General features: G+C 71.4%; 17 protein-coding genes. 5 read left to right on the top strand and 12 right to left on the bottom strand.

Features of this window, described 5'->3' with window-relative positions; genetic code table 11:
- Window positions 1-6: 6 nt before the first annotated feature.
- Both AB0B66_RS37615 and AB0B66_RS37610 read left to right on the top strand, forming a co-directional pair.
- Window positions 7-825, top strand: coding sequence for a peptidylprolyl isomerase (locus tag AB0B66_RS37615; protein ID WP_360539317.1), 819 nt, complete (start codon window positions 7-9; stop codon window positions 823-825).
- 153 nt (window positions 826-978) lie between these two features.
- Entirely contained in the window at window positions 979-1,797 is an 819-nt protein-coding gene (locus AB0B66_RS37610) for a peptidylprolyl isomerase (RefSeq protein WP_360539315.1), read from the top strand.
- A gap of 77 nt (window positions 1,798-1,874) precedes the next feature.
- Here AB0B66_RS37610 and AB0B66_RS37605 read toward each other — a convergent pair whose 3' ends face one another.
- The 8 genes from AB0B66_RS37605 to ruvC form a co-directional block, all read right to left on the bottom strand.
- Window positions 1,875-4,145, bottom strand: a complete 2,271-nt coding sequence (locus tag AB0B66_RS37605; RefSeq protein ID WP_360539347.1) for a bifunctional (p)ppGpp synthetase/guanosine-3',5'-bis(diphosphate) 3'-pyrophosphohydrolase — start codon at window positions 4,143-4,145, stop codon at window positions 1,875-1,877.
- A gap of 436 nt (window positions 4,146-4,581) precedes the next feature.
- Window positions 4,582-5,142: an adenine phosphoribosyltransferase gene (locus tag AB0B66_RS37600; RefSeq protein ID WP_360539314.1), complete on the bottom strand. Its 561-nt coding sequence runs from the start codon at window positions 5,140-5,142 to the stop codon at window positions 4,582-4,584.
- A 215-nt stretch (window positions 5,143-5,357) separates the two neighbouring features.
- Entirely contained in the window at window positions 5,358-6,473 is a 1,116-nt protein-coding gene (gene secF / locus AB0B66_RS37595) for a protein translocase subunit SecF (RefSeq protein ID WP_360539312.1), read from the bottom strand.
- Complete coding sequence (gene secD / locus AB0B66_RS37590; RefSeq protein ID WP_360539310.1) at window positions 6,473-8,341, bottom strand: protein translocase subunit SecD; 1,869 nt, start codon at window positions 8,339-8,341, stop codon at window positions 6,473-6,475. Before secD ends, secF begins: the two co-directional genes overlap by 1 nt.
- A gap of 91 nt (window positions 8,342-8,432) precedes the next feature.
- Window positions 8,433-8,759 carry a preprotein translocase subunit YajC gene (gene yajC, locus AB0B66_RS37585; protein ID WP_360539308.1) on the bottom strand — a complete coding sequence of 109 codons (327 nt, stop codon included), beginning with the start codon at window positions 8,757-8,759 and terminating at the stop codon, window positions 8,433-8,435.
- Window positions 8,760-8,910: 151 nt separating this feature from the next.
- Window positions 8,911-9,975, bottom strand: a complete 1,065-nt coding sequence (ruvB, locus tag AB0B66_RS37580; protein ID WP_360539306.1) for a Holliday junction branch migration DNA helicase RuvB — start codon at window positions 9,973-9,975, stop codon at window positions 8,911-8,913.
- A 138-nt stretch (window positions 9,976-10,113) separates the two neighbouring features.
- Window positions 10,114-10,710: a Holliday junction branch migration protein RuvA gene (gene ruvA / locus AB0B66_RS37575; protein WP_360539304.1), complete on the bottom strand. Its 597-nt coding sequence runs from the start codon at window positions 10,708-10,710 to the stop codon at window positions 10,114-10,116.
- Window positions 10,710-11,246 (bottom strand): crossover junction endodeoxyribonuclease RuvC, encoded by a 537-nt coding sequence (gene ruvC / locus AB0B66_RS37570; RefSeq protein WP_360539345.1) that lies wholly within the window; start codon window positions 11,244-11,246, stop codon window positions 10,710-10,712. The genes ruvA and ruvC overlap by 1 nt, the downstream gene beginning before the upstream one ends.
- Before the next feature lie 155 nt (window positions 11,247-11,401).
- On the opposite strand from ruvC, the gene AB0B66_RS37565 reads away from it, so the two are divergent.
- From AB0B66_RS37565 to AB0B66_RS37555, 3 genes are all read left to right on the top strand, one after another.
- Window positions 11,402-12,175, top strand: coding sequence for a 3-hydroxybutyrate dehydrogenase (locus AB0B66_RS37565; RefSeq protein WP_360539303.1), 774 nt, complete (start codon window positions 11,402-11,404; stop codon window positions 12,173-12,175).
- 14 nt (window positions 12,176-12,189) lie between these two features.
- Window positions 12,190-14,208, top strand: a complete 2,019-nt coding sequence (locus AB0B66_RS37560; RefSeq protein ID WP_360539302.1) for a helix-turn-helix domain-containing protein — start codon at window positions 12,190-12,192, stop codon at window positions 14,206-14,208.
- A 136-nt stretch (window positions 14,209-14,344) separates the two neighbouring features.
- On the top strand, window positions 14,345-15,097 hold the full coding sequence (locus AB0B66_RS37555; RefSeq protein ID WP_360539301.1) for an alpha/beta fold hydrolase: 753 nt from the start codon (window positions 14,345-14,347) through the stop codon (window positions 15,095-15,097).
- A 168-nt stretch (window positions 15,098-15,265) separates the two neighbouring features.
- On the opposite strand, the gene AB0B66_RS37550 is transcribed toward AB0B66_RS37555, so the two are convergent.
- From AB0B66_RS37550 to AB0B66_RS37535, 4 genes are all read right to left on the bottom strand, one after another.
- On the bottom strand, window positions 15,266-15,883 hold the full coding sequence (locus AB0B66_RS37550; protein WP_360539299.1) for a TetR/AcrR family transcriptional regulator: 618 nt from the start codon (window positions 15,881-15,883) through the stop codon (window positions 15,266-15,268).
- 13 nt (window positions 15,884-15,896) lie between these two features.
- Window positions 15,897-17,546, bottom strand: a complete 1,650-nt coding sequence (locus tag AB0B66_RS37545; RefSeq protein ID WP_360539298.1) for an MFS transporter — start codon at window positions 17,544-17,546, stop codon at window positions 15,897-15,899.
- Between the two features lie 261 nt (window positions 17,547-17,807).
- Complete coding sequence (locus AB0B66_RS37540; RefSeq protein ID WP_360539296.1) at window positions 17,808-18,809, bottom strand: branched-chain amino acid ABC transporter permease; 1,002 nt, start codon at window positions 18,807-18,809, stop codon at window positions 17,808-17,810.
- Window positions 18,806-19,687 (bottom strand): branched-chain amino acid ABC transporter permease, encoded by an 882-nt coding sequence (locus tag AB0B66_RS37535; protein ID WP_360539294.1) that lies wholly within the window; start codon window positions 19,685-19,687, stop codon window positions 18,806-18,808. Before AB0B66_RS37535 ends, AB0B66_RS37540 begins: the two co-directional genes overlap by 4 nt.
- Window positions 19,688-19,704: the final 17 nt, after the last annotated feature.

Below are 19,704 nucleotides of genomic sequence, written 5' to 3'. Positions count from 1 at the left end.
AGACCCGTGAGTTCCACGATCCAGCGCCAGCGCGCGGCAGCCCGCGCGCGGCTCGAGCGCCAGATGGGCGAGCGGCTGGAAGAGGCCCGCAAGCGCAAGCAGCGCAACGCCGTGCTCGGCGCGGCGGTGGCCCTGCTGCTCGTCATCGGCGGCACGATCTGGCTGATGCGGACCGTCGGCGGCGACGACCCCCAGACGCCGGCCGCCGCCCCGCTGCCCGAGGGCCAGGTGTGCACCTGGACGCCCGAGGACGCCAATGCCAACAAGAACCTGAAGGACGTCGGCACGCCGCCGACCGAGGCCTCCAGCAAGGGCACCCAGACCATGACGATCACCACCAACTCGGGCGTGATCGAGGTCGCCGTGAACACGGCCAAGGCCCCGTGCACCGCCGCCGCGTTCACCTACCTGGCGGGCAAGAACTTCTTCGACAACACCAAGTGCCACCGCCTCACCACCGAGGGCATCAAGGTGCTGCAGTGCGGCGACCCGTCCGCCACCGGCATGGGCGGCCCCAGCTTCAAGATGGCCGAGGAGAACCTGCCCAACGTCACCGACCAGGCCACCGCCTACCCGGCCGGCACGGTCGCCATCGCCAACACCGGCCAGCCGGGCAGCAGCGGCAGCCAGTTCTTCCTGGTCTACGGCCCGACGACGCTGGACTCGAACTACACGGTGCTTGGCAAGATCACCAAGGGCCTCGACGTCGTGGAGAAGATCGGCGCCGCCGGCGCGGTCGACAAGGACGGCAAGGCCACCCCCGACGGTGCGCCGAAGAAGCCGGTCACCATCACCTCGCTGAAGCTGACCCCGGCCGAGAGCTGATCGCGGTACGGCAGAACGGAGCGGGGCGGGACCTGAGGGTCCCGCCCCGCTCCGCTTTCCGTGTCCATCGCTTGTGGACACTGCGCGCCCGCCACCGGGTGCACCGCTCACCGTCACGGGTTACGCTGCGGTTCCACCTGTGACAGGAGCATCGTGACCACTTCCCCCTGGACCCCCGACAGCGGCCCGCACCAAGCACCCGCGGCGCAACGCCGCGGCACCAGTGGCTGGCTGATCGCGGCCGTGGTCACCGCCATCGTGGTGGTGCTGGTCTGCGCCGTCGTGGCCGTCACCGTGTTCGTGCTGCGCCTGCGCGACGGCGCCGCCACCGGCAGCGGATCCGCGGACACCACCGCGGGCGCCGCGGCTGGCGGCACGTGCCGGTGGCTGCCGGTCGAGGCGGCGTCGAACGTGAACGTCAAGGACGTCGGCACCCCGCCGCAGACGGTCCCGAGAAACGGCGTCCAGCAGCTCACGATGACCACGAACCGCGGCGTGATCACGATCCAGGTGGATACCGGCAAGGCCCCGTGCGCGGCGGCCAGCATCACCCACCTGGCCGGCCGGCGGTTCTTCGACGGCACGAGCTGCCACCGCCTGGTCACCGAAGGCATCCAGGTGCTGCAATGCGGCGACCCGTCGGGCACCGGCATGGGCGGTCCCGCGTACCGGTTCGCCGAGGAGAACCTGCCCAACGCCACCGACCCGGCCCTCGCCTACCCCGCCGGCACGCTCGCCATGGCCAAGACCCAGGAGCCCCACACCACCGGCAGCCAGTTCTTCATCGTGTACGGCCCGACCCCGATCGCCTCCGAGTACACCGTGCTGGGCACGGTGACCGCGGGCCTGGACGTGGTGACCGCGATCGGCAAGGGCGGCGCGGTCGACCCCACCGGCAACACCGCCACCGACGGCGCCCCCAAGTCCCCCGTCACCATCACCACCCTCACCGTCACCCCGGCCGTGCGCTGACCGCTTTGCCCGACTCTTAACGACTCGCGCCCTCGTCAGGTCGATGAGGGCGCGGGTCGTTGAGAGTTGCGGCTGGGTCAGGCGCCGGAGGTGACGCGGTAGGCGTCCATGACGCCCTCCACGCCGCGTACGGCGTTGAGCAGGTGGCCCAGGTGCTTCGGATCGGCCATCTCGAAGCTGAACCGGCTCACGGCGATCCGGTCGCGGGTCGTGGTGACCGTCGCGGACAGGATGTTCACCCGCTCCTCGGACAGCGCCCGGGTGATGTCGGCCAGCAGCTTGTGCCGGTCGAGCGCCTCCACCTGGATGGCGACCAGGAACATCGAGCCCGCGGTCGGCTTCCAGGTGACCTCGACGAGCCGCTCCGGCTGCGCCTTGAGGTCGCCGGTGTTGACGCAGTCCTCCCGGTGCACGCTGATGCCGCCGGAGCGGGTCATGAAGCCGTACACCTGGTCGCCGGGCACCGGGGTGCAGCAGCGGGCCAGCTTGATCCAGACATTGGACACGCCCTTGACCGCGACGCCGGGGTCGTGGCCGGGGGCCCTGGTCCGGCTGGGCCGGGTCGGGATGGTGGACTCGGCGATGTCCTCGACCGCGCCCTCCTCGCCGCCGTATCCGGCGACCAGGCGCTGCACCACCGACTGCGCCGAGACCTGGCCTTCGCCGACGGCCGCGTAGAGCGAGGTGATGTCGCTCAGGTGCAGTTCCCGCGCGATGGCCAGCAGGCCGCCCGCGGTCAGCAGGCGCTGCAGCGGCAGCCCCTGCCGGCGCATGGCGCGGGCGAGGGAGTCCTTGCCCGCGTCGATGGCCTCGTCGCGGCGCTCCTTGTTGAAGTACTGCCGGATCTTCGTGCGCGCCCGCGAGGACTTGACGAAGCCGAGCCAGTCCTGGGTCGGGCCGGCGCTCTCCGACTTGGACGTGAAGATCTCGATCACGTCGCCGTTGGACAGCACCGACTCCAGCGGCACCAGTTTGCTGTTGACCCGCGCGCCGATGCAGCGGTGGCCCACCTCGGTGTGCACCGCGTACGCGAAGTCGACCGGCGTGGAGCCGTTGGGCAGCGCGATGACCTCGCCCTTGGGCGTGAAGACGAACACTTCCTGGCTGGACAGGTCGTGGCGCAGCGCGTCGAGGAACTCGCCCGGGTCGGACGTCTCGCGCTGCCAGTCCAGCAGCTGGCGCAGCCAGGTCATGCCGTCGATGTGGCTGGACGGGCCGACCACCGTGGAGTTGGCCTTCGGGCCCTCCTTGTACTTCCAGTGCGCGGCGATGCCGTACTCCGCGGTGCCGTGCATCGCGTGGGTGCGGATCTGCATCTCGACCGGCTTGCCGTTCGGGCCGATCACGGTCGTGTGCAGCGACTGGTAGAAGTTCATCTTCGGCATGGCGATGTAGTCCTTGAACCGGCCGGGGACCGGTTGCCAGGCCGCGTGGATCACGCCGAGCGCCGCGTAGCAGTCGCGCACGGTGTCCACCAGGATGCGCACGCCGACGAGGTCGTAGATCTCGTTGAAGTCCCGCCCGCGCACGATCATCTTCTGGTAGATCGAGTACAGGTGCTTCGGGCGGCCGGTGACCTTCGCGTTGATCTTCGAGCCGCGCAGGTCGGCCTGCACCCGGTCGGTGACCTGCTTGAGCAGGTTGTCCCGCTGCGGGGTGTGGTCGCTGACCAGGCGCTGGATCTCCTTGAAGCGCTTGGGGAACAGCGTCGCGAAGGACAGGTCCTCCAGCTCCCACTTCACCGTGTTCATACCGAGCCGGTGCGCCAGCGGGGCCAGGATCTCCAGCGTCTCGCGCGCCTTCTGCTCCCGCTTGGCCAGCGGCAGGAAGGTGAGCGTCCGCATGTTGTGCAGCCGGTCGGCGAGCTTGACGACCAGCACGCGCGGGTCCTTGGCGGTGGACACGACCATCTTGCGGATCGTCTCGGCCTTGGCCGAGTCGCCCAGCTTGACCTTGTCGAGCTTGGTCACGCCGTCCACGAGCAGCGCGACCTCGTCGCCGAAGTCGGCGCGGGCCGCCTCCAGGGTGTAGGGCGTGTCCTCGATGGTGTCATGCAGCAGTGCAGCCACCAGCGTGGTGGTGTCCATGCCGAGGTCGGCCAGGATGCTCGCGACGGCCAGCGGGTGCGTGATGTACGGGTCGCCGGACTTGCGGAACTGGCCCTCGTGCCACTGCCGCGCCGTCTCGTATGCCTTCTGCAGGACGCGGATGTCGGCCTTGGGGTGCGCGGCCCGGTGCGCGGCGATCAGCGGCTCCAGCTCCTCGCTGACGCTGGCCGACTGCCAGGGCGCGTTGAAGCGGGACAGCCGGGCGCGCACCCGGCGGCCCGAAGGCACGCCGGCGAACATGCCGAGCTGGTTGGTGCCGGGCGCGGCGCGCACCTCAGGTGCGGTGGCACGCTCCTGCGGACCCCGGTCGGACTCGGCCGGGGACTGCTCGTTCGTGCCCGGGAAGGGCAGCACGGCTGCTGCCTCGCGCTTGGCGGGCTGGGCCGCCTTCGCGCCCTTCGCCGCCGGGGCCTTGTCGGGCCCGTTCCCGGCCGGTGACGTCTCCGCCACGGCCACGCTGGGGGCGACTTCCTGAGACAACGGCCGCTCCTTCGAGTGAGGTTCGGATAGCCCATGCTACCTGTGTTCGGGCTTGCCGGCCGATTTGCCGGAGGAGCGTACCCCCGCCGGCTGCGGCCGGGTAGGGCACTCGTGGCGTCCGTCACCCGGGCGGGTGGACGGACGCGGCTGATCAGGGCGCCTCGTACGCGCCCCGGACGGTGGTGTGCGTGGGGCGCTAGATGCGCAGAAGGGCGTGCACCGGGCGCTCGCCGAGCCGCTCCCGGCCGCCCAGGAAGCCCAGCTCGATCAGCACCACGAAACCGGCCAGCTCGCCGCCGGCCCGCTGCACCAGGTCCAGCGTGGCGTCGGCGGTGCCGCCGGTGGCCAGCACGTCGTCGACGACCAGCACCCGCTGGCCGGGCGTGAAGGCGGCCTCGCTGATCTCCAGCGTGGCGGTGCCGTACTCCAGGGCGTAGGTGGCGGCGTGGGCCACCCGGGGCAGCTTGCCGGCCTTGCGTACGGCCACCACCCCGGTGCCTGCGGCGTACGCGACGGCGGCGGCCAGCACGAAGCCACGCGCCTCCACGCCCACGACCACGTCGAACCGCCCGGCGTACTGCGCCACGATCGCGTCGATGACGCCGCGGAACGCCTTGCCGTCGGCGAACAGCGGGGTCAGGTCCTTGAACAGGACACCCGTCTTCGGGAAGTCCGCCACGTCGACGACCATGTCGGCGACGAGCGCCGCGGTGGCGTGCCCGCTGTCACCCTGGATCAGATCGTTGGTCACGGGCACACCCTAGTACGCCCCGCCGTGTCGCCACACCGTCACCGCCGGTCCCGGTCAGAACTGTGTCCCCACACACCCCGGCAGCATCCGCACACCGTAGTTGATCATGAGGTTGTGGCGACGACACACCGCCGATCCGTGCCATAAGTTCATGATCAACGCGCTGAAAGGGCGAGGCCCGGTCTCCGTGGGGAGACCGGGCCTCGGTGGTGTCGCCGGGGTCAGCGGCGCTTGCCGGCGGGGCGGCCGCCCGCGGGACGGCCGGCCTTGGCGCCGACGGTGGGCTTGGCACCCGCCTTCGGAGCCGCGCTGCCCGCGCCCGCGCCGACCTGCGCGGGCAGGTCGCCCGACGCGGACTTGGCCGGAGTGGCGCGGCGCGCCAGCACCCGCGCGGTGTGGTTGGCGATCTTCGGGTCCTTCTCCTTCAGCCACACCAGCACCGGCGTGGCGAAGAAGAGCGACGAGTAGACCGCGGTGCCCATACCGATGAACAGCACCAGACCCAGGTCCTTCAGCGTGCCCGCGCCGAGCAGGCCCGCGCCGATGAACAGCAGGCCGCCGACCGGCAGCAGCGCCACCAGCGCGGTGTTGATGGACCGCATGAAGGTCTGGTTCAGGGCCAGGTTGGCCGCCTCGGCGTACGTCGTGGTGCTGCTGCCCGTGATGCCGCGGGTGTTCTCCTGCACCTTGTCGAACACCACGACGACGTCGTAGAGCGCGAAACCGAGGATCGTCAGGAAGCCGATCACCGTCGACGGGGTCACCTCGAAGCCGACCAGCGCGTACACGGCGGCCGTGGCGACCAGGTCGAACGCCAGCGACGCGACCGCCGCCGCGGCCATCTGCCACTCGAAGCGGATCACCAGGTAGATGGTGACGACCACGACGAACAGCGCCAGGCCGATCAGCGCCTGCTCGGTGACCTGGGCACCCCAGGCCTGGCTGACCCGGTTGCCGGTGACGTTGTCGGCGTCCAGCTTCAGGTCCGCGGCGATCTTCGCCCGGACCGTGTCGGTCTGCTCGTCGGACAGCGACGAGCTGCGCACCGTGATCGCGGCGTTGCCGACCTGCTGCGCGGGGACCAGCGTGGCGTCGGGCTGGACCGACAGGATCGCGTCGTCGATCACCTTCTCGACGTCGGCGAGCTGCCCGGCCGAGGCCGGCACCGTGAACTCGTTGCCGCCCTCGAACTCGATGCCCGGCTTGAAGCCGATCAGCGACATGGCCAGGATCGCGACGAGCAGCACACCTCCGGCGACGCCGAACCACAGCTTGCGCTTGCCGACGATCTGGAACCCGGCCTCACCGCTGTAAAGACGGGATGCGAGACCACTCATCACTTAGCCTCCTTGGCTTCGTGCAGCACGCGGCCCAGGCCGCTGACGCGCGGGGAGAGGAACGCGTCGGTACGCGCGAACATCGTCATGATCGGGTGACGGAAGAGGAACACCACGATCAGGTCGAGCAGGGTCGCCAGACCCAGCGCGAAGGCGAAGCCCGCGACCGCGCCGGAGGAGACGAGGTAGAGCACCAGCGCGGCCATCAGCGAGATCGCGTTGGCGGTCAGGATCGTCTTGCGGGCACGCACCCAGGCGCGGGGCACCGCGCTGCGCGGGCTGCGGCCCTCGCGGATCTCGTCCTTCAGACGTTCGAAGTAGATGACGAAGGAGTCCGCGGCGACACCGAGCGAGACGATGAATCCGGCGATGCCGGCCAGCGTCAGGGTGAAGCCCATCTCCCGGCCCAGGAACACCAGCGCCAGGAAGGTCAGCGCCGCCGACAGGATCAGCGACAGCACGATGACCGTGCCCAGCAGGCGGTAGTAGAAGAACGAGTAGATGACCACCAGCAGCATGCCGATGCCGGCCGCCAGCAGACCCGCCTTCAGGTGCTCGCCGCCCAGGGTCGGGGTGATCGACTGCGCCTCCTGCTGTTCGAAGGTCATCGACAGCGAGCCGTAGTTCAGGTTGTTCGCCAGGTCGGTAGCCGACTTCTGGTCGAAGTCGCCGCTGATGACGGAGTCGTCACCGAGCACGCCCTGGATCTCCGGCGAGGAGATGATCTTGTTGTCCAGCACCACCGCGACGCGGCAGTGGTTCTCCGGGCCGATCGCGGTCTGGTCGCACTTCTGGCCCTCGTTGTTGAAGGACTCCTTGGTCAGCTTGGTCCACTTGTCCAGACCGTCGCTGGAGAAGTCCAGCGAGACCACCCGGCGGTTGGTGTTCTGCTCGACCTGCGGCGACGCCTTGTCGACATCGGTGCCCTTGACCTTCGACACGTCGAGCAGGTACTTGGCACCGTTCTCGCAGGCGACAGCCTCGGCGTCCGGGTTGTTGATCGAGCCCGGGGGGCGCTTGTCGAGCTGCTCGCAGCTCACGAACGGCACATAGAACTGCACCTTCGGGGCCAGCAGCGCGGCCTCGTAACCGTCGAGCGTGCCGAACGGAGCGAGCACCTCGAGCTGCGCGGGGTCGGTCGGCACCGCGGTCAGCTTGGCGGCGGCGTCCCAGGCGGCCTTGCCGACCTTCGCCTGCACCTGCTCCACGGTCACGTTCTTGTTGGCCGGGGCGGCGGAGGCGGAGGGCTTGGGAGCCGCTGCGGCCTTCGGGCTGGCCGAGGGAGAAGCGGCGGGGCTCTTGCTGGCCGGGGTCGGCGTCGGCGTCGGGGCCATCGCGACACCGCCACCGGTGCCACCGGCCGACGGGCTCACCGACGCCTTCGGGCTGGCCGCGGTGCTCGGCTTCGGGCTCGCGGCCGCGCTCGGGCTCGCGCTCGGCGACGGCTGGGGGGCCGCGGTCAGGCCGCTGCCGTCGGTCTGGCTCAGCACCTTGCGGAAGAAGAGCTGCGAGGCCTGGCCGACATCGTCGATCGCGTTGTCGCCCTTCTTGGCCACCGAGATCACGATGTTCCGGTCGCCCTCGATGACGACCTGCGCCTCGGAGACACCGCGAGCGTCGACACGCTCGGCGATGATGCGGCGGGCCTGCTCGAGATCCTGCGCGGTCGCCGGCTTGCCATCGGCGCCGGTCTGCGCCAGGAGGGTGACCCGCGAGCCGCCGACGAGGTCAAGGCCGAGGTTGGGGGCGAGGCGATCCTGCCAGCCGCCCTTGCCGCCGAACCAGACCGCGCTGGCGAGGATGACGAAGATGGCGCCGAGAAGGGCAAGTTGCCTCCCGGGGCGCATCTGTCCCTGAGGTGGTGCCACGGCTGTCGAGTCTCCCTGGGATGAATGACGGATGGGGATACGCCACGGCTCGACGCAGGGGAGCGGCCGGCCGTGGCGTGGGGTCAGCGATTTACTTGTCTTCCTTGACGGGGTTGTCCACCACGTGCTCGGTCGGCACGGTGACCTGCTCGGTCACCCGGCCCACGGCCTGACGCGCGTAGCGGGCGGTCACGCCGGGCGAGATCTCGAGGGTGACGCTCTCGTCGTCGGTGGAGACGACCGTGCCGTACAGGCCGCCGATGGTGATCACCTTGTCGCCGGCGCCGAGCGACTTCTGCATCGACTCGGCCTCCTTGCGGCGCTTGGCCTGCGGCCGGATGAACATGAAGTACATCAAGCCGAAGAGCAGGGCGAACATGATGATCGTCGGCAACGCGCTGCCGGAATTACCGCCCACTTTGTGACCTTTCCACAAGGCCCCGCAGCGCGAACCCGCGCGCCTGCGGTGGCATCTGTCGTCCGTTCGGACCGCGCGAAGTCTAGTCGGTACGCGAGCGATCGCACACTTGCGGTGTAGGTCACGTTAAGATCACGAACGCGAGGTCCGCTTATGTGTCCGGCTGGGCATCGACGGTGAACAGGTCGGGCGCCGTGGTGGCACCAGCACCAAAAGTACCATTTGGCGGTTTTTTACCGAGATGCCGCCACGCGGCAGCGGTCGCCACCCGGCCCCGGGGCGTACGCGCCAGCAGGCCCGCCCGCACCAGGAACGGCTCCACGACCTCCTCGACCGTGTCCGGCTGCTCCCCCACCGCCACGGCCAGCGTGGACAGGCCCACCGGTCCCCCGCCGAACAGCTCGACCAGCGACACCAGCACGGCCTTGTCCAGCCGGTCCAGCCCCATGTCGTCGACGTCGTACACCTTCAGCGCGGCGCGCGCCGAGGAGACGTTGACGACCCCGTCCGAGCGCAGCTCGGCGTAGTCGCGCACGCGGCGCAGCAGGCGGTTGGCGATACGCGGCGTGCCCCGGGAGCGCCCGGCGATCTCCGCGATGCCCTCTTTCGTCGCCGCCACCCCGAGGATGCGGGCCGAGCGCTGCAGCAGCGCCGCCAGCTCCGGTGCGCTGTAGAACTCCAGATGCCCGACGAACCCGAACCGGTCGCGCATCGGCCCGGTCAGCAGACCCGCCCGCGTGGTCGCGCCGACCAGCGTGAACGGCTCCACGTCCAGCGGGATCGCGGTCGCGCCCGGGCCCTTGCCGACCATCACGTCGACCCGGAAGTCCTCCATGGCGCTGTACAGCAGTTCCTCGGCCGGCTTCGCGATGCGGTGGATCTCGTCGATGAACAGCACGTCGCCCTGCTGCAGGCTGGTCAGCACCGCGGCCAGGTCGCCCGAGCGCTCGATGGCCGGGCCCGAGGTCATCCGCAGCGCCCCGCCCAGTTCGGCGGCGACGATCATCGCCAGGGTGGTCTTGCCCAGCCCCGGCGAGCCGGAGAACAGGATGTGGTCGGGCGGCGAGCCGCGCCGCAGCGCGCTGTGCAGCAGCACCTCCAGCTGCTCGCGCACCCGCTCCTGGGCGACGAACTCCGACAGCCGCTTCGGGCGCACCGACGCCTCGGCGTCGCGCTCCTCCGGCGAGGCCAGCGCGCTGACCAGAGAATCGGTCATCGCTTCGCCTCCCCGCGCTCGTCGTCACGATGAGTGGAAAGGTGCCGGATGCGCTCGCGGTGCTCACTCATCGCTTCTCCTCGCTGCGCTCGTCGCCACGATGAGTAGAAAGCTGCCGAATTCGCTCGCGGTGCTCACTCATCGCGTCTTACCCAGCAGCCGGATCGCCTGCTTGAGCAGCACGGGCACGGGCGGGGTCGGGCCGTCGATCGTCTCGGCGACCGCGGTCACCGCCTGGTCGGCCTGGGCCTGGCTCCAGCCGAGCCCGACCAGGCCCTGGCGCACCTGCTCGGTCCACGCCTGCGGGCGGCCGCCCTGGGCCGGGACCGCGGCCACCGGGCCGACCTTGTCACGCAACTCCAGGACCATGCGCTCGGCGCCCTTCTTGCCGATACCGGGCACCTGGGTCAGCGTCGAGACGTCCCCGTGCGAGAGGGCTGCGCGCAGCACGTCCGGGGTGTGCACGGACAGCGCGGCCTGGGCCAGCTTCGGGCCCACCCCGCTGGCCGTCAGCAGCAGCTCGAACAGCTGCTTCTCGTCGTCGTCGGCGAAGCCGAACAGGGTCAGCGAGTCCTCGCGCACGATCAGCGTCGCCGACAGCCGGGCCTGCTGCCCGACCCGTAGCGCCGCCAGCGTGCCCGGCGCGCAGAGCAGCCGCAGGCCCACCCCGCCGACCTCGACCACCGCCGCGTCCGCGCCGATCGAGGCGACGGTCCCCGCCACACTCGCGATCATCACTGCCTGCCCTTCGCCGCTCGGATGGCATCGCTCAGCCGGTCGCGCGTGCCACCGCGCCAGATGTGGCAGATGGCCAGCGCCAGCGCGTCGGCCGCGTCCGCCGGGCGGGGCGGCGCGTCCAGCCGCAGCAACCGGGTGACCATCGTGGTGACCTGCTTCTTGTCGGCCTGACCGGAGCCGGTCACGGCGGCCTTCACCTCGGACGGAGTGTAGGTGCGCACCGGCAGCCCGGCGCGCGCGGCCGCCAGCACCGCCACCGCCGCCGCCTGCGCGGTGCCCATCACCGTGCGCACGTTGTGCTGGCTGAACACCCGCTCCACGGCGACGCTCTCCGGCTGGTGCTTGGCGATCAGCTCGGCCAGGTTGCGGTCCAGGTGCAGCAGCCGGTCGGCCAGGTCGGCGTCGGGATCGGAGCCGATGACGGTGTAGTCCACCATCACGCAGGGCCGGCCGGGCACGCCCTCCACCACACCGACGCCGCACCGGGTGAGCCCCGGGTCGACGCCGAGCACCCGCCGCTGCCGTTGCTGCACCCGCCGCTCCGTCCACTTCGCCGTACGTGTGTACGACACCCTAGCGGACACCACCGTCAGCGGGCCCGAGCCACGTCCCGCCACACCCGTTCCCGGCACACTGTGTGGCCCGGACCCATGTGCCCGCTCCCACGGTGCTCGTAGTTTGACGAGCCATGACGACCGCGACGCCGCCACTGGTACGACTCGACCTCACCGGCCGCACCGCGCTGGTGACCGGCGCCGGCAGCGGCATCGGCCGGGCCTGCGCGGCCCGGCTGGCGCAGGCCGGGGCCAAGGTGCTCGTGGTCGACCGGGACGAAGCGTCCGCCCGGCTGGTCGCCGACGAGATCGGCGGCGCCGCTGTCGTCGCCGACCTGGCCGAACCGGACGCCCTCGACGACCTCGACCCGGCCGTCGACGTGATCGTCAACAACGCCGGCCTGCAGCACGTCGCGCCGCTGCAGGACTTCGCCCCCGACCGCTTCACCTACCTGCACCAGGTCATGCTGGTCGCCCCGTTCCGGCTGGTGCGCCGGGCGCTGCCGCACATGTACGCGCGGGGCTGGGGCCGGATCGTGAACATCTCCTCGGTGCACGGGCTGCGCGCGTCGGCGTTCAAGTCGGCGTACGTGTCGGCCAAGCACGGCCTGGAGGGCCTGTCGAAGGTCATCGCTGTCGAGGCCGCTCCGTTCGGCGTCACCGCGAACTGCATCAACCCCGCCTACGTGCGCACCCCGCTGGTCGAGGGGCAGATCGCCGACCAGGCCCGCTCGCACGGCATCGACGAGACCGAGGTCATCGAGCGGATCATGCTGGCCAAGGCGGCGATCAAGCGCCTGATCGAGCCCGCGGAGGTCGCCGAGCTGGCCGCGTACCTGTGCACCGACGCCGCCTCGTTCATCACCGGCACGTCCATCGCCATGGACGGCGGCTGGACAGCCCAGTGATCGGCGGGGTAGGAATGCGAGCCATGCCCTCCTCGACCATCCGGTTCCTCGAACTGCTCGAGCGCGAGGCGGCCCCGGTCGAATTCGAGGGGCCGCTGGTCCAGGCGCGCTCGCGGGGCGCCGGGCCGGACGAGATCGCCGAGCTGGAGGAGGCCAAACTCGCCGCGCTGCGGGTGCGGGCGCTGCTGGAGCGCCGCCGCCGCCGCGAGGCGGAACTGTCCGGCCTGTACGACACCGCCGGCGACCTGGCCGGCCTGCGCGACCTCGACGCGGTGCTGCACGCGATCGTGCACCGGGCCCGCAACCTGCTCGGCACCGACATCGCCTACCTGACCATGAGCGACGACGCCGCGGGCGACGTGTACATGCGGGTCACCGACGGCTCGGTCTCGGCGCGGTTCCAGCGGCTGCGGCTGCCCTTGGGCGCGGGCCTGGGCGGCCTGGTCGCACAGACCGGCACCCCCTACGCCACCGCGAACTACCCCGAGGACCGCCGCTTCCACCACACTGGCGAGATCGACGCGGGCGTGGGCGAGGAGGGGCTCGTCGCCATCCTGGGCGTGCCGCTGCGGCTGGGCTCGCGCGTCATCGGCGTGCTGTACGCCGCGAACCGCTCCGAGCGCCCGTTCGCCCGTGAGGAGGTGTCGCTGCTGGTGTCGCTGGCCGCGCACGCCGCCGTCGCCATCGACACCGCCCGGCTGCTCGGGGAGACCCAGACCGCGCTGAGCGAGCTGTCGGCGGCGCACACCAAGATCTCGGCGCACAGCGCGTCGGTGGAGCGCGCCGCGGCGGCCCACGACCGGATGACGGCGCTGGTGCTGCGCGGCGGCGGGGTCGAGGAGGTCGCCGCCGCAGTCACCGACGTGCTCGGCGGGCGGCTCATGGTGCTCGACGCCGACGGCCGCACCCTGGCCGTGGTCGGCACGGACACCTCCGGCAGCCTGGCCCAGGGCGCGCCGCTGCCCGGCCCGGGGCAACCGGGCGTCCGGCCTGCCGACGCGGCCGGCTTGTTCGGCCCGGACGGGCCGGTCCTGCCCGACGCCGCGATCGTGGCAGAGGCGCTGGCGACCTCCCGCGCCGACGGCCGGGCCGTGCGCCGGGGCGGGCTGTGGTTCGCCGCCGTCGTCGCCGGGGCGGAGAACCTCGGCGCGCTCGTCTGGCAGCCCAAGCACGACACCGGCCACGCCGACCAGCAGATCCTGGAGCGCGCCGCGCTGGTCACCGCGCTGCTGCTGCTGTTCCGGCGCACTGTGGCCGAAGCCGAGGGCCGGGTGCGCGGCGAGCTGCTCGACGACCTGATCGCCCGCCCGGTGCGCGACCCCGAGTCGCTGCGGGCGCGGGCCCGCCGGCTGAACGTGGACCTGGATCGCCCGCACGTGCTGGTCTGCGTCGACGACGCGGCGGCGACCTCCGGCCCTGCCCGGCAGCGCGCGGTGTCGTGGGCGCACACCTTCGCCGGTACGCATGCCGGGCTGGCCGCCACCCGCGACGGCCGGGTGGTGCTGATGGTGCCCGGCACCGACGCGGGCGCGCTGGCCCGCTCCGTGGCCCGGGAACTGGGCCGGGTGCTGGGCAGGCCGGTGACCGCGGGCGCGGCCGGACCGGCGACCGACCCGGCCGGGCTGGCCGCGGCGTTCAAGGAGGCCGACCACTGCGCCTCCGCGCTGGCCGCACTGGGCCGCACCGGCGACGGCGCCTCGACGGCCGAGCTCGGTTTCGTCGGACTGCTGCTGGGCGCGGTCCGGGAAGGCGGCGACCCGGACGTGACCCGGTTCCTGCGCGACACCATCGGCTCGGTCGTCGACTACGACATGCGTCGTGGCACGGCGCTGGTCAAGACGATGGAATGCTACTTCGGCACCGGCGGCAGCCTCGCCCGCGCCGCCGAGCAGCTGCACGTGCACGTCAACACGGTCACCCAGCGGCTGGACCGGGTGGCCCAGCTGCTCGGCGCGGACTGGCAGCGCCCCGACCGGGCGCTGGAGGTGCAGCTGGCGCTGCGCCTGCATCACCTGCGCACCGACGTGAGCTGAGGAGCGGCCGCGCGACCCGACGCCGCGACCGCCGCCGGGCGGTGGAGCGGAACAGGTCGGCCGCCTACCCCACCCTCGCCCGCATCTCGGCGGTATGGACAGACGACAGGGCTGGTCCGTCCACTGAGGAGATCTGATGCGAAGACTCGCTTTGCTCGCGGCTGCCACGGCCGTGGCCCTGGCCGGGTGCTCGGGCGGTGATCCGGTGCCCACCCCGAGCCCGACCGGCCTGAACGCGGGCGCGGCCTGCGAGCTGCCGCCCGGCGCGCGGCAGACCCGGTTCGGCGAGCACGGCGCCGACCTGGGCGGGGTCATCCTCGGCAGCGGCAAGACGGGGATCGTGCTGGCCCACCAGAACGGCGGGGACGTCTGCCAGTGGGCACCGTACGCGGCGGAGCTGGCAGGGCAGGGATACCGGGTGCTCGCCTTCGACTTCGGCGGGTTCGGGGTGTCCACGGCCGGTGACGCCGACAATCCGCAGCAGGTCGCGGCCGCTGCGGCGACCCTGCGTGCGGACGGCGCGACGAGCATCGTGCTGATCGGCGCGTCGATGGGCGGCACCGCCGTGCTCGCCGCCGCGCCGACCGTGACCCCGGCCCCGCTGGCCGTGGTGGCCCTGTCGGCTCCGTCGGTGTTCAGCGCGAACGCCCTGGACGCCGCGCCGAAGCTGACCATGCCGGTGTTCTACGCCGCGGGCGAGTTCGAGAGCAGCTTCGCCGACAGCGCCCGCGAGCTGCACGGCCTGACCCCGAAGACGACCACCAAGGAACTGCTGATCGTGCCGACCGACTGGCACGGGGTGTTCCTGCTGACCCCCGGCGGCCCGGCCGCGACGGAGACCGTACGGGCGAAGCTCGCCGAGTTCCTCAAGGCGAACGCGCCCACGTGACGGCGGCGCGGCCACGGCGTACGGCCGTCCGGCGTCGTTGCGGAGCATGGTGCCGCAACGCCGCAAGACCGCCCACGCCGCGCCGCGACCGCTTCGCGGTAAGGAAGGGCACCTTCCACAACGCATAGCGATAAGAAGGTGCCCTTCCTTGTTGCAGGGGCGAGGGGGTCAGGCGGCGACGCCTCGTAGGACCACGTCGACGATCTGCTCGGTCAGGTCGTCGACCTCGTCGAGGCGGGGATTCCAGCGCACCATGCGGTGCAGCAGCAGCGGGCTGATCAGCACCGACACGGTGACCTCGATGTCGAGATCGGCGCGCAGCTCCCCGGTGGTGACGCCGCGGCGGAGCACCTCGCGCATCACCTCACGGCGCGGCTCGGTGATCGCCTCCTGCCAGATCCGGTAGGCCTCCGGGCTGCGCGACACCTCCGGCATCAGGCAGGGCATCACGCGGACGGCGCGCTGGTCCTTCTGCCCCACCACGCTGAGCAGGCGGATCAGGTCGGCGCGCACCGAGTCGCCCACCGGCTGGGTCGGCGGGCCCTTGAGCTTGACCAGCGTCTCCAGCAGGAGTTCGTCTTTGCCCGCCCAGCGGCGGTAGATGGTGGCCTTGCCGACCCCGGCGCGGGCGGCGATCGCCTCCATGCTCAGCGCCTCGACGGTGGTGCCCTCCTCGATCAGGTCGAGAACGGCTTCCAGGATCGCCTCATGCGCACGGGAGCTGCGCGGACGCCCTTGCGTCCGCGCAGCTCCCGGCGTCGCCGGCAGTTCAGCGAGCTCAGTCATGGTGAACGGAACCTTACCCGACCGCGGACAACCGGGACGGCCGCTGGACGTCGCCCTCGTCACCGTCGGCGGGCACGGAGCGGTTCACCGGGATGTCGGTCCGGGTCGTCGCACCGCCCGGAGCCTGCGCAGTGCCGGGACCGGCCGGACCCGCCAGCTGCTTGGGCATCCATCGCAGCACCACCGCGACCGCGATCAGCGCCACGAGCGTGGAGCCGAGCGCCGCCCAGTGCATGGCGTGCACGAAGGCGTCGTTGGCGGCGCTGACCAGCGGGCCGCCGGCCGGGCCGAGGTTGGCGGCCACGCCGTACGCCCCGGCGATGGACTCGTTGGCGACGTCGCGGATCGGGCCGGGCAGCGCCGCGGTCGCGGTGTCGATCTCGCCCCGGTAGACCCCGGCCACGACCGAGCCGAGCACGGCCACGCCCATGGCCACGGCGACCTGCCGGACCGTGTTCGACACGGCCGAGCCGACGCCGGCCTTCTCCCGCGGCAGCACCGACATGATCGTGTTGGTGGCGGGCGGCATCACGTTGGCCATGCCGGCGCCCATGAAGAAGAAGTTCACCACCACGATCCAGATCGGGGTGTCCACCTGCAGGGTGGCCAGCACCGCGAAGGTGATGCCCGCCAGCAGGATGCCCACGGCCGACACGGTGCGCACGCCGAAGCGCTTGACCAGGTTCGTGCTCAGCGGCGCGAACACCATCTGCCCGACCGCGAACGGCACCAGCAGCGCGCCGCTCTGCATCGGCGAGTAGTCCCGCACCAGCTGCAGGTAGAAGCCGACGAAGAAGAACGAGCCCATCGAGGCGAAGAACAGCAGGCCGATGCTGGCCACCGAGGCCGAGAAGCGGGCGTCTCGGAACAGCTTCACGTCCAGCGACGGGTGCGTGGTGCGCGCCTCCCACCAGACGAAGGCCGCCAGCACCAGCGCGCCGCCGACCAGCGAGGCCCACACCTCGGGCCGGCCGAAGCCGTGCTCGCCGCCGTCGACGATGCCGTACACCAGCGCGACCAGGCCGACCACGGACAGCACCACGCCGACCAGGTCGATGCGGCCCGGCTGCGGGTCACGCGACTCGGGCACCAGGAACGCGACCGCGGCCAGGCCGAACAGGATGATCGGCACGTTGATCATGAAGACGGAGCCCCACCAGAAGTGCTCCAGCAGGAAGCCGCCCAGCAGCGGCCCGATCGCGACCGCGAGGCCGACCGAGCCGGCCCAGATGCCGATCGCCTTGCCGCGCTCGCGCGGGTCGAAGACGTTCGAGATGATCGAGAGCGTCACCGGCATGATCGCCGCGCCGCCGACGCCCATGAAGGCACGGGCCGCGATGAGCTGGCCCGGGTCCTGCGCGTACGCCGAGAGGACCGAGGCGATGCCGAACAGCACCAGGCCGATGAGCAGGAAGCGCTTGCGGCCCCAGCGGTCGCCGAGCACGCCGAAGCTGAACAGCAGGCCGGCGAAGACCAGGGTGTACGAGTTGATGGCCCACTCCAGCTGGCTCTGGGTCGCGCCCAGGCCGTGGACGGGGTCGGCGAGCGTACGCATCGCCACGTTGAGCACGGTGTTGTCGAGCACGACCACGAGCAGGCTGATCACCAGCACGCCGAGAATCGCCCAGCGCCTCGGGTGCCCGGTGTTGGCAGCAGAGTCCACGTGTGTTTCCATCCCCCAGGATTCCGATACGGTTCCGTTCCGTATCGGAAGCGACGCTACGCCCGCCCCCACAAATACGAAACCGTCCCGTATCGAAAGTGACCCACCCCACTCCAGGGAATAACGTCACGCGCCCCGGCATCATGCCGGGGCGCGTGCCCTCGATCATCCGACCTGCCAGGCAGTCGTGCGTATCTTGACCGGCTGTTCGCCCAGGTGCCTGGCAAGTCGGGCGATCTTGGCGAGGCGGGCCGGCGCGGGTCAGCCGCGGCGGCGGAGCCAGTGGGTGAGAGTGCCCCAGAGGCCGCGGCGGAAGATGAGGACGGTGAGGGCGAAGATGGCGCCGGTGACGAGGCCGATCTGTTCGAAGCCGGCGAAGGAGAGCCAGTCCTCCAGGCGGGTCACCGCGGCCGAGCCGACGACCGGGCCCCACAGGGTGCCGATGCCGCCGAGCACGACGATGATCACGGCCTTGCCCGAGGTGGTCCAGTGCAGCACGTCGAGGGAGACGAAGCGGTGGCCGATCGCGAACAGGCCGCCGCCGAGCCCGGCGGTGAACGCCGACAGCAGGAACGCGGCCAGCTTGTACCGGTGCACCGGGTAACCGAGGGCGCGGGCGCGGGCCGGGTTGTCCCGGATCGCCACCAGCACCCGGCCGAACGGCGAGTGCACCGTGCGCCAGACCAGCCACAATCCGCCCGCCACGATCGGCAGCGCCGCGTAGTAGAAGTAGAACTCGTCGCTCAGGTCCAGCCCGAACAGCTCGCGCGGCACCCGCTGCAGGCCATTCTCGCCCTGGGTGACCGAGCGCCACTGGTTGGCGATGTAGTACACCATCTGCGCGAAGGCGAGGGTGACCATCGCGAAGTAGATGCCGACCCGCTTGACGGCGAGGTAGCCGACCGGCACCGCCAGCACCGTCGAGGCGAGCGCGCCGAGCAGCACCGCCAGCGGGAACGGCAGACCCCAGTGGATCGCGGCCAGGCCGGTGGCGTAGGCCGCGGTGCCCCAGAAGGCCGCGTGCCCGAAGGACATCAGGCCGGTGTACCCGAGCAGCAGGTCCACCGCCACCGCGAACAGCGCCCAGCAGGCGATGTCCACCGCGACGGCCGGGTAGAGGTTGAACGGCAGCAGCAGCGCGACGAGCACGGCCGCCCCGGTCAGTGTCCAGCGCAGCCAGCGCGGCACGATCGTCGCGCCCCTGCGGTGGGAGTCCGGCGTCGGGGCGGGCTCCACCCGTACCCCCTGGGTGTCGGTTGTCATGCCGGGGCCTCCTCTCGTCCGAACAGGCCGGCCGGGCGCCACAGCAGCACGCCGGCCATCACCAGGAAGACCAGGACCTGCGACAGCAGCGCCCAGTCCTCGCCCAGGGCCTGCACCCAGGCCTGCACCAGGCCGATCGCGAACCCGGCGGCGACCGAGCCGAAGATCGAGCCGAGGCCGCCGATCACCACCACCGCGAAGACCACGATGATCAGATCGGCGCCCATCAGCGGGTTCACCGCGCGGATCGGCGCGGCGAGCACCCCGGCCAGCCCGGCCAGGCCGATGCCGAAACCGAACACCGGCGTCACCCACCGGCCCACGTCGATGCCGAGCGCGGTGCTCAGCTCGGGGCGCTCGGTGGCGGCGCGCACCACCATGCCGACCCGGGTCCGGCTGAGCAGCCACCACACGCCGACGCACACCGCTACCGCCATGACCAGCACGAACACGCGGTATGCCGGGAAGTCGAACGCGCCGAGGTCGAGGGTGCCGGACAGGATCGCCGGGGCGTCGTACGGGCTGGACTGCACGCCGTAGCGGGACTTCACCGAGTCCTGCAGGATCAGCGTCAGGCCGAAGGTGAGCAGGAAGTTGTACAGCGGATCGAGGCGGGCCAGCCGAGCGACCAGCAGCCGTTCCAGCGCCATGCCGAACAGCGCCAGCGCGAGCGGCATCACCAGCAGCGCCCACCAGAACGACAGGCCGACCTCGGTGAGCAGGACGTACGCCCCGAACGCGCCGAGCATGTAGATCGCGCCGTGGGCGAAGTTGACGACGCGGAGCATGCCGAAGATGACCGCGAGGCCGAGCGCCAGCAGCGCCAGGAAAGCACCGCCGACCAGCCCGTTGAACGTGTGCTGCAGGAAATTGACCATGAGGTACGGCCTTCCGG

This window comes from Catellatospora sp. NPDC049111 (assembly GCF_040648615.1).
In the GTDB taxonomy this organism is placed as follows: Bacteria; Actinomycetota; Actinomycetes; order Mycobacteriales; family Micromonosporaceae; genus Catellatospora; species Catellatospora aurea.
This window is presented reverse-complemented; position numbering and strand designations above follow the sequence as displayed.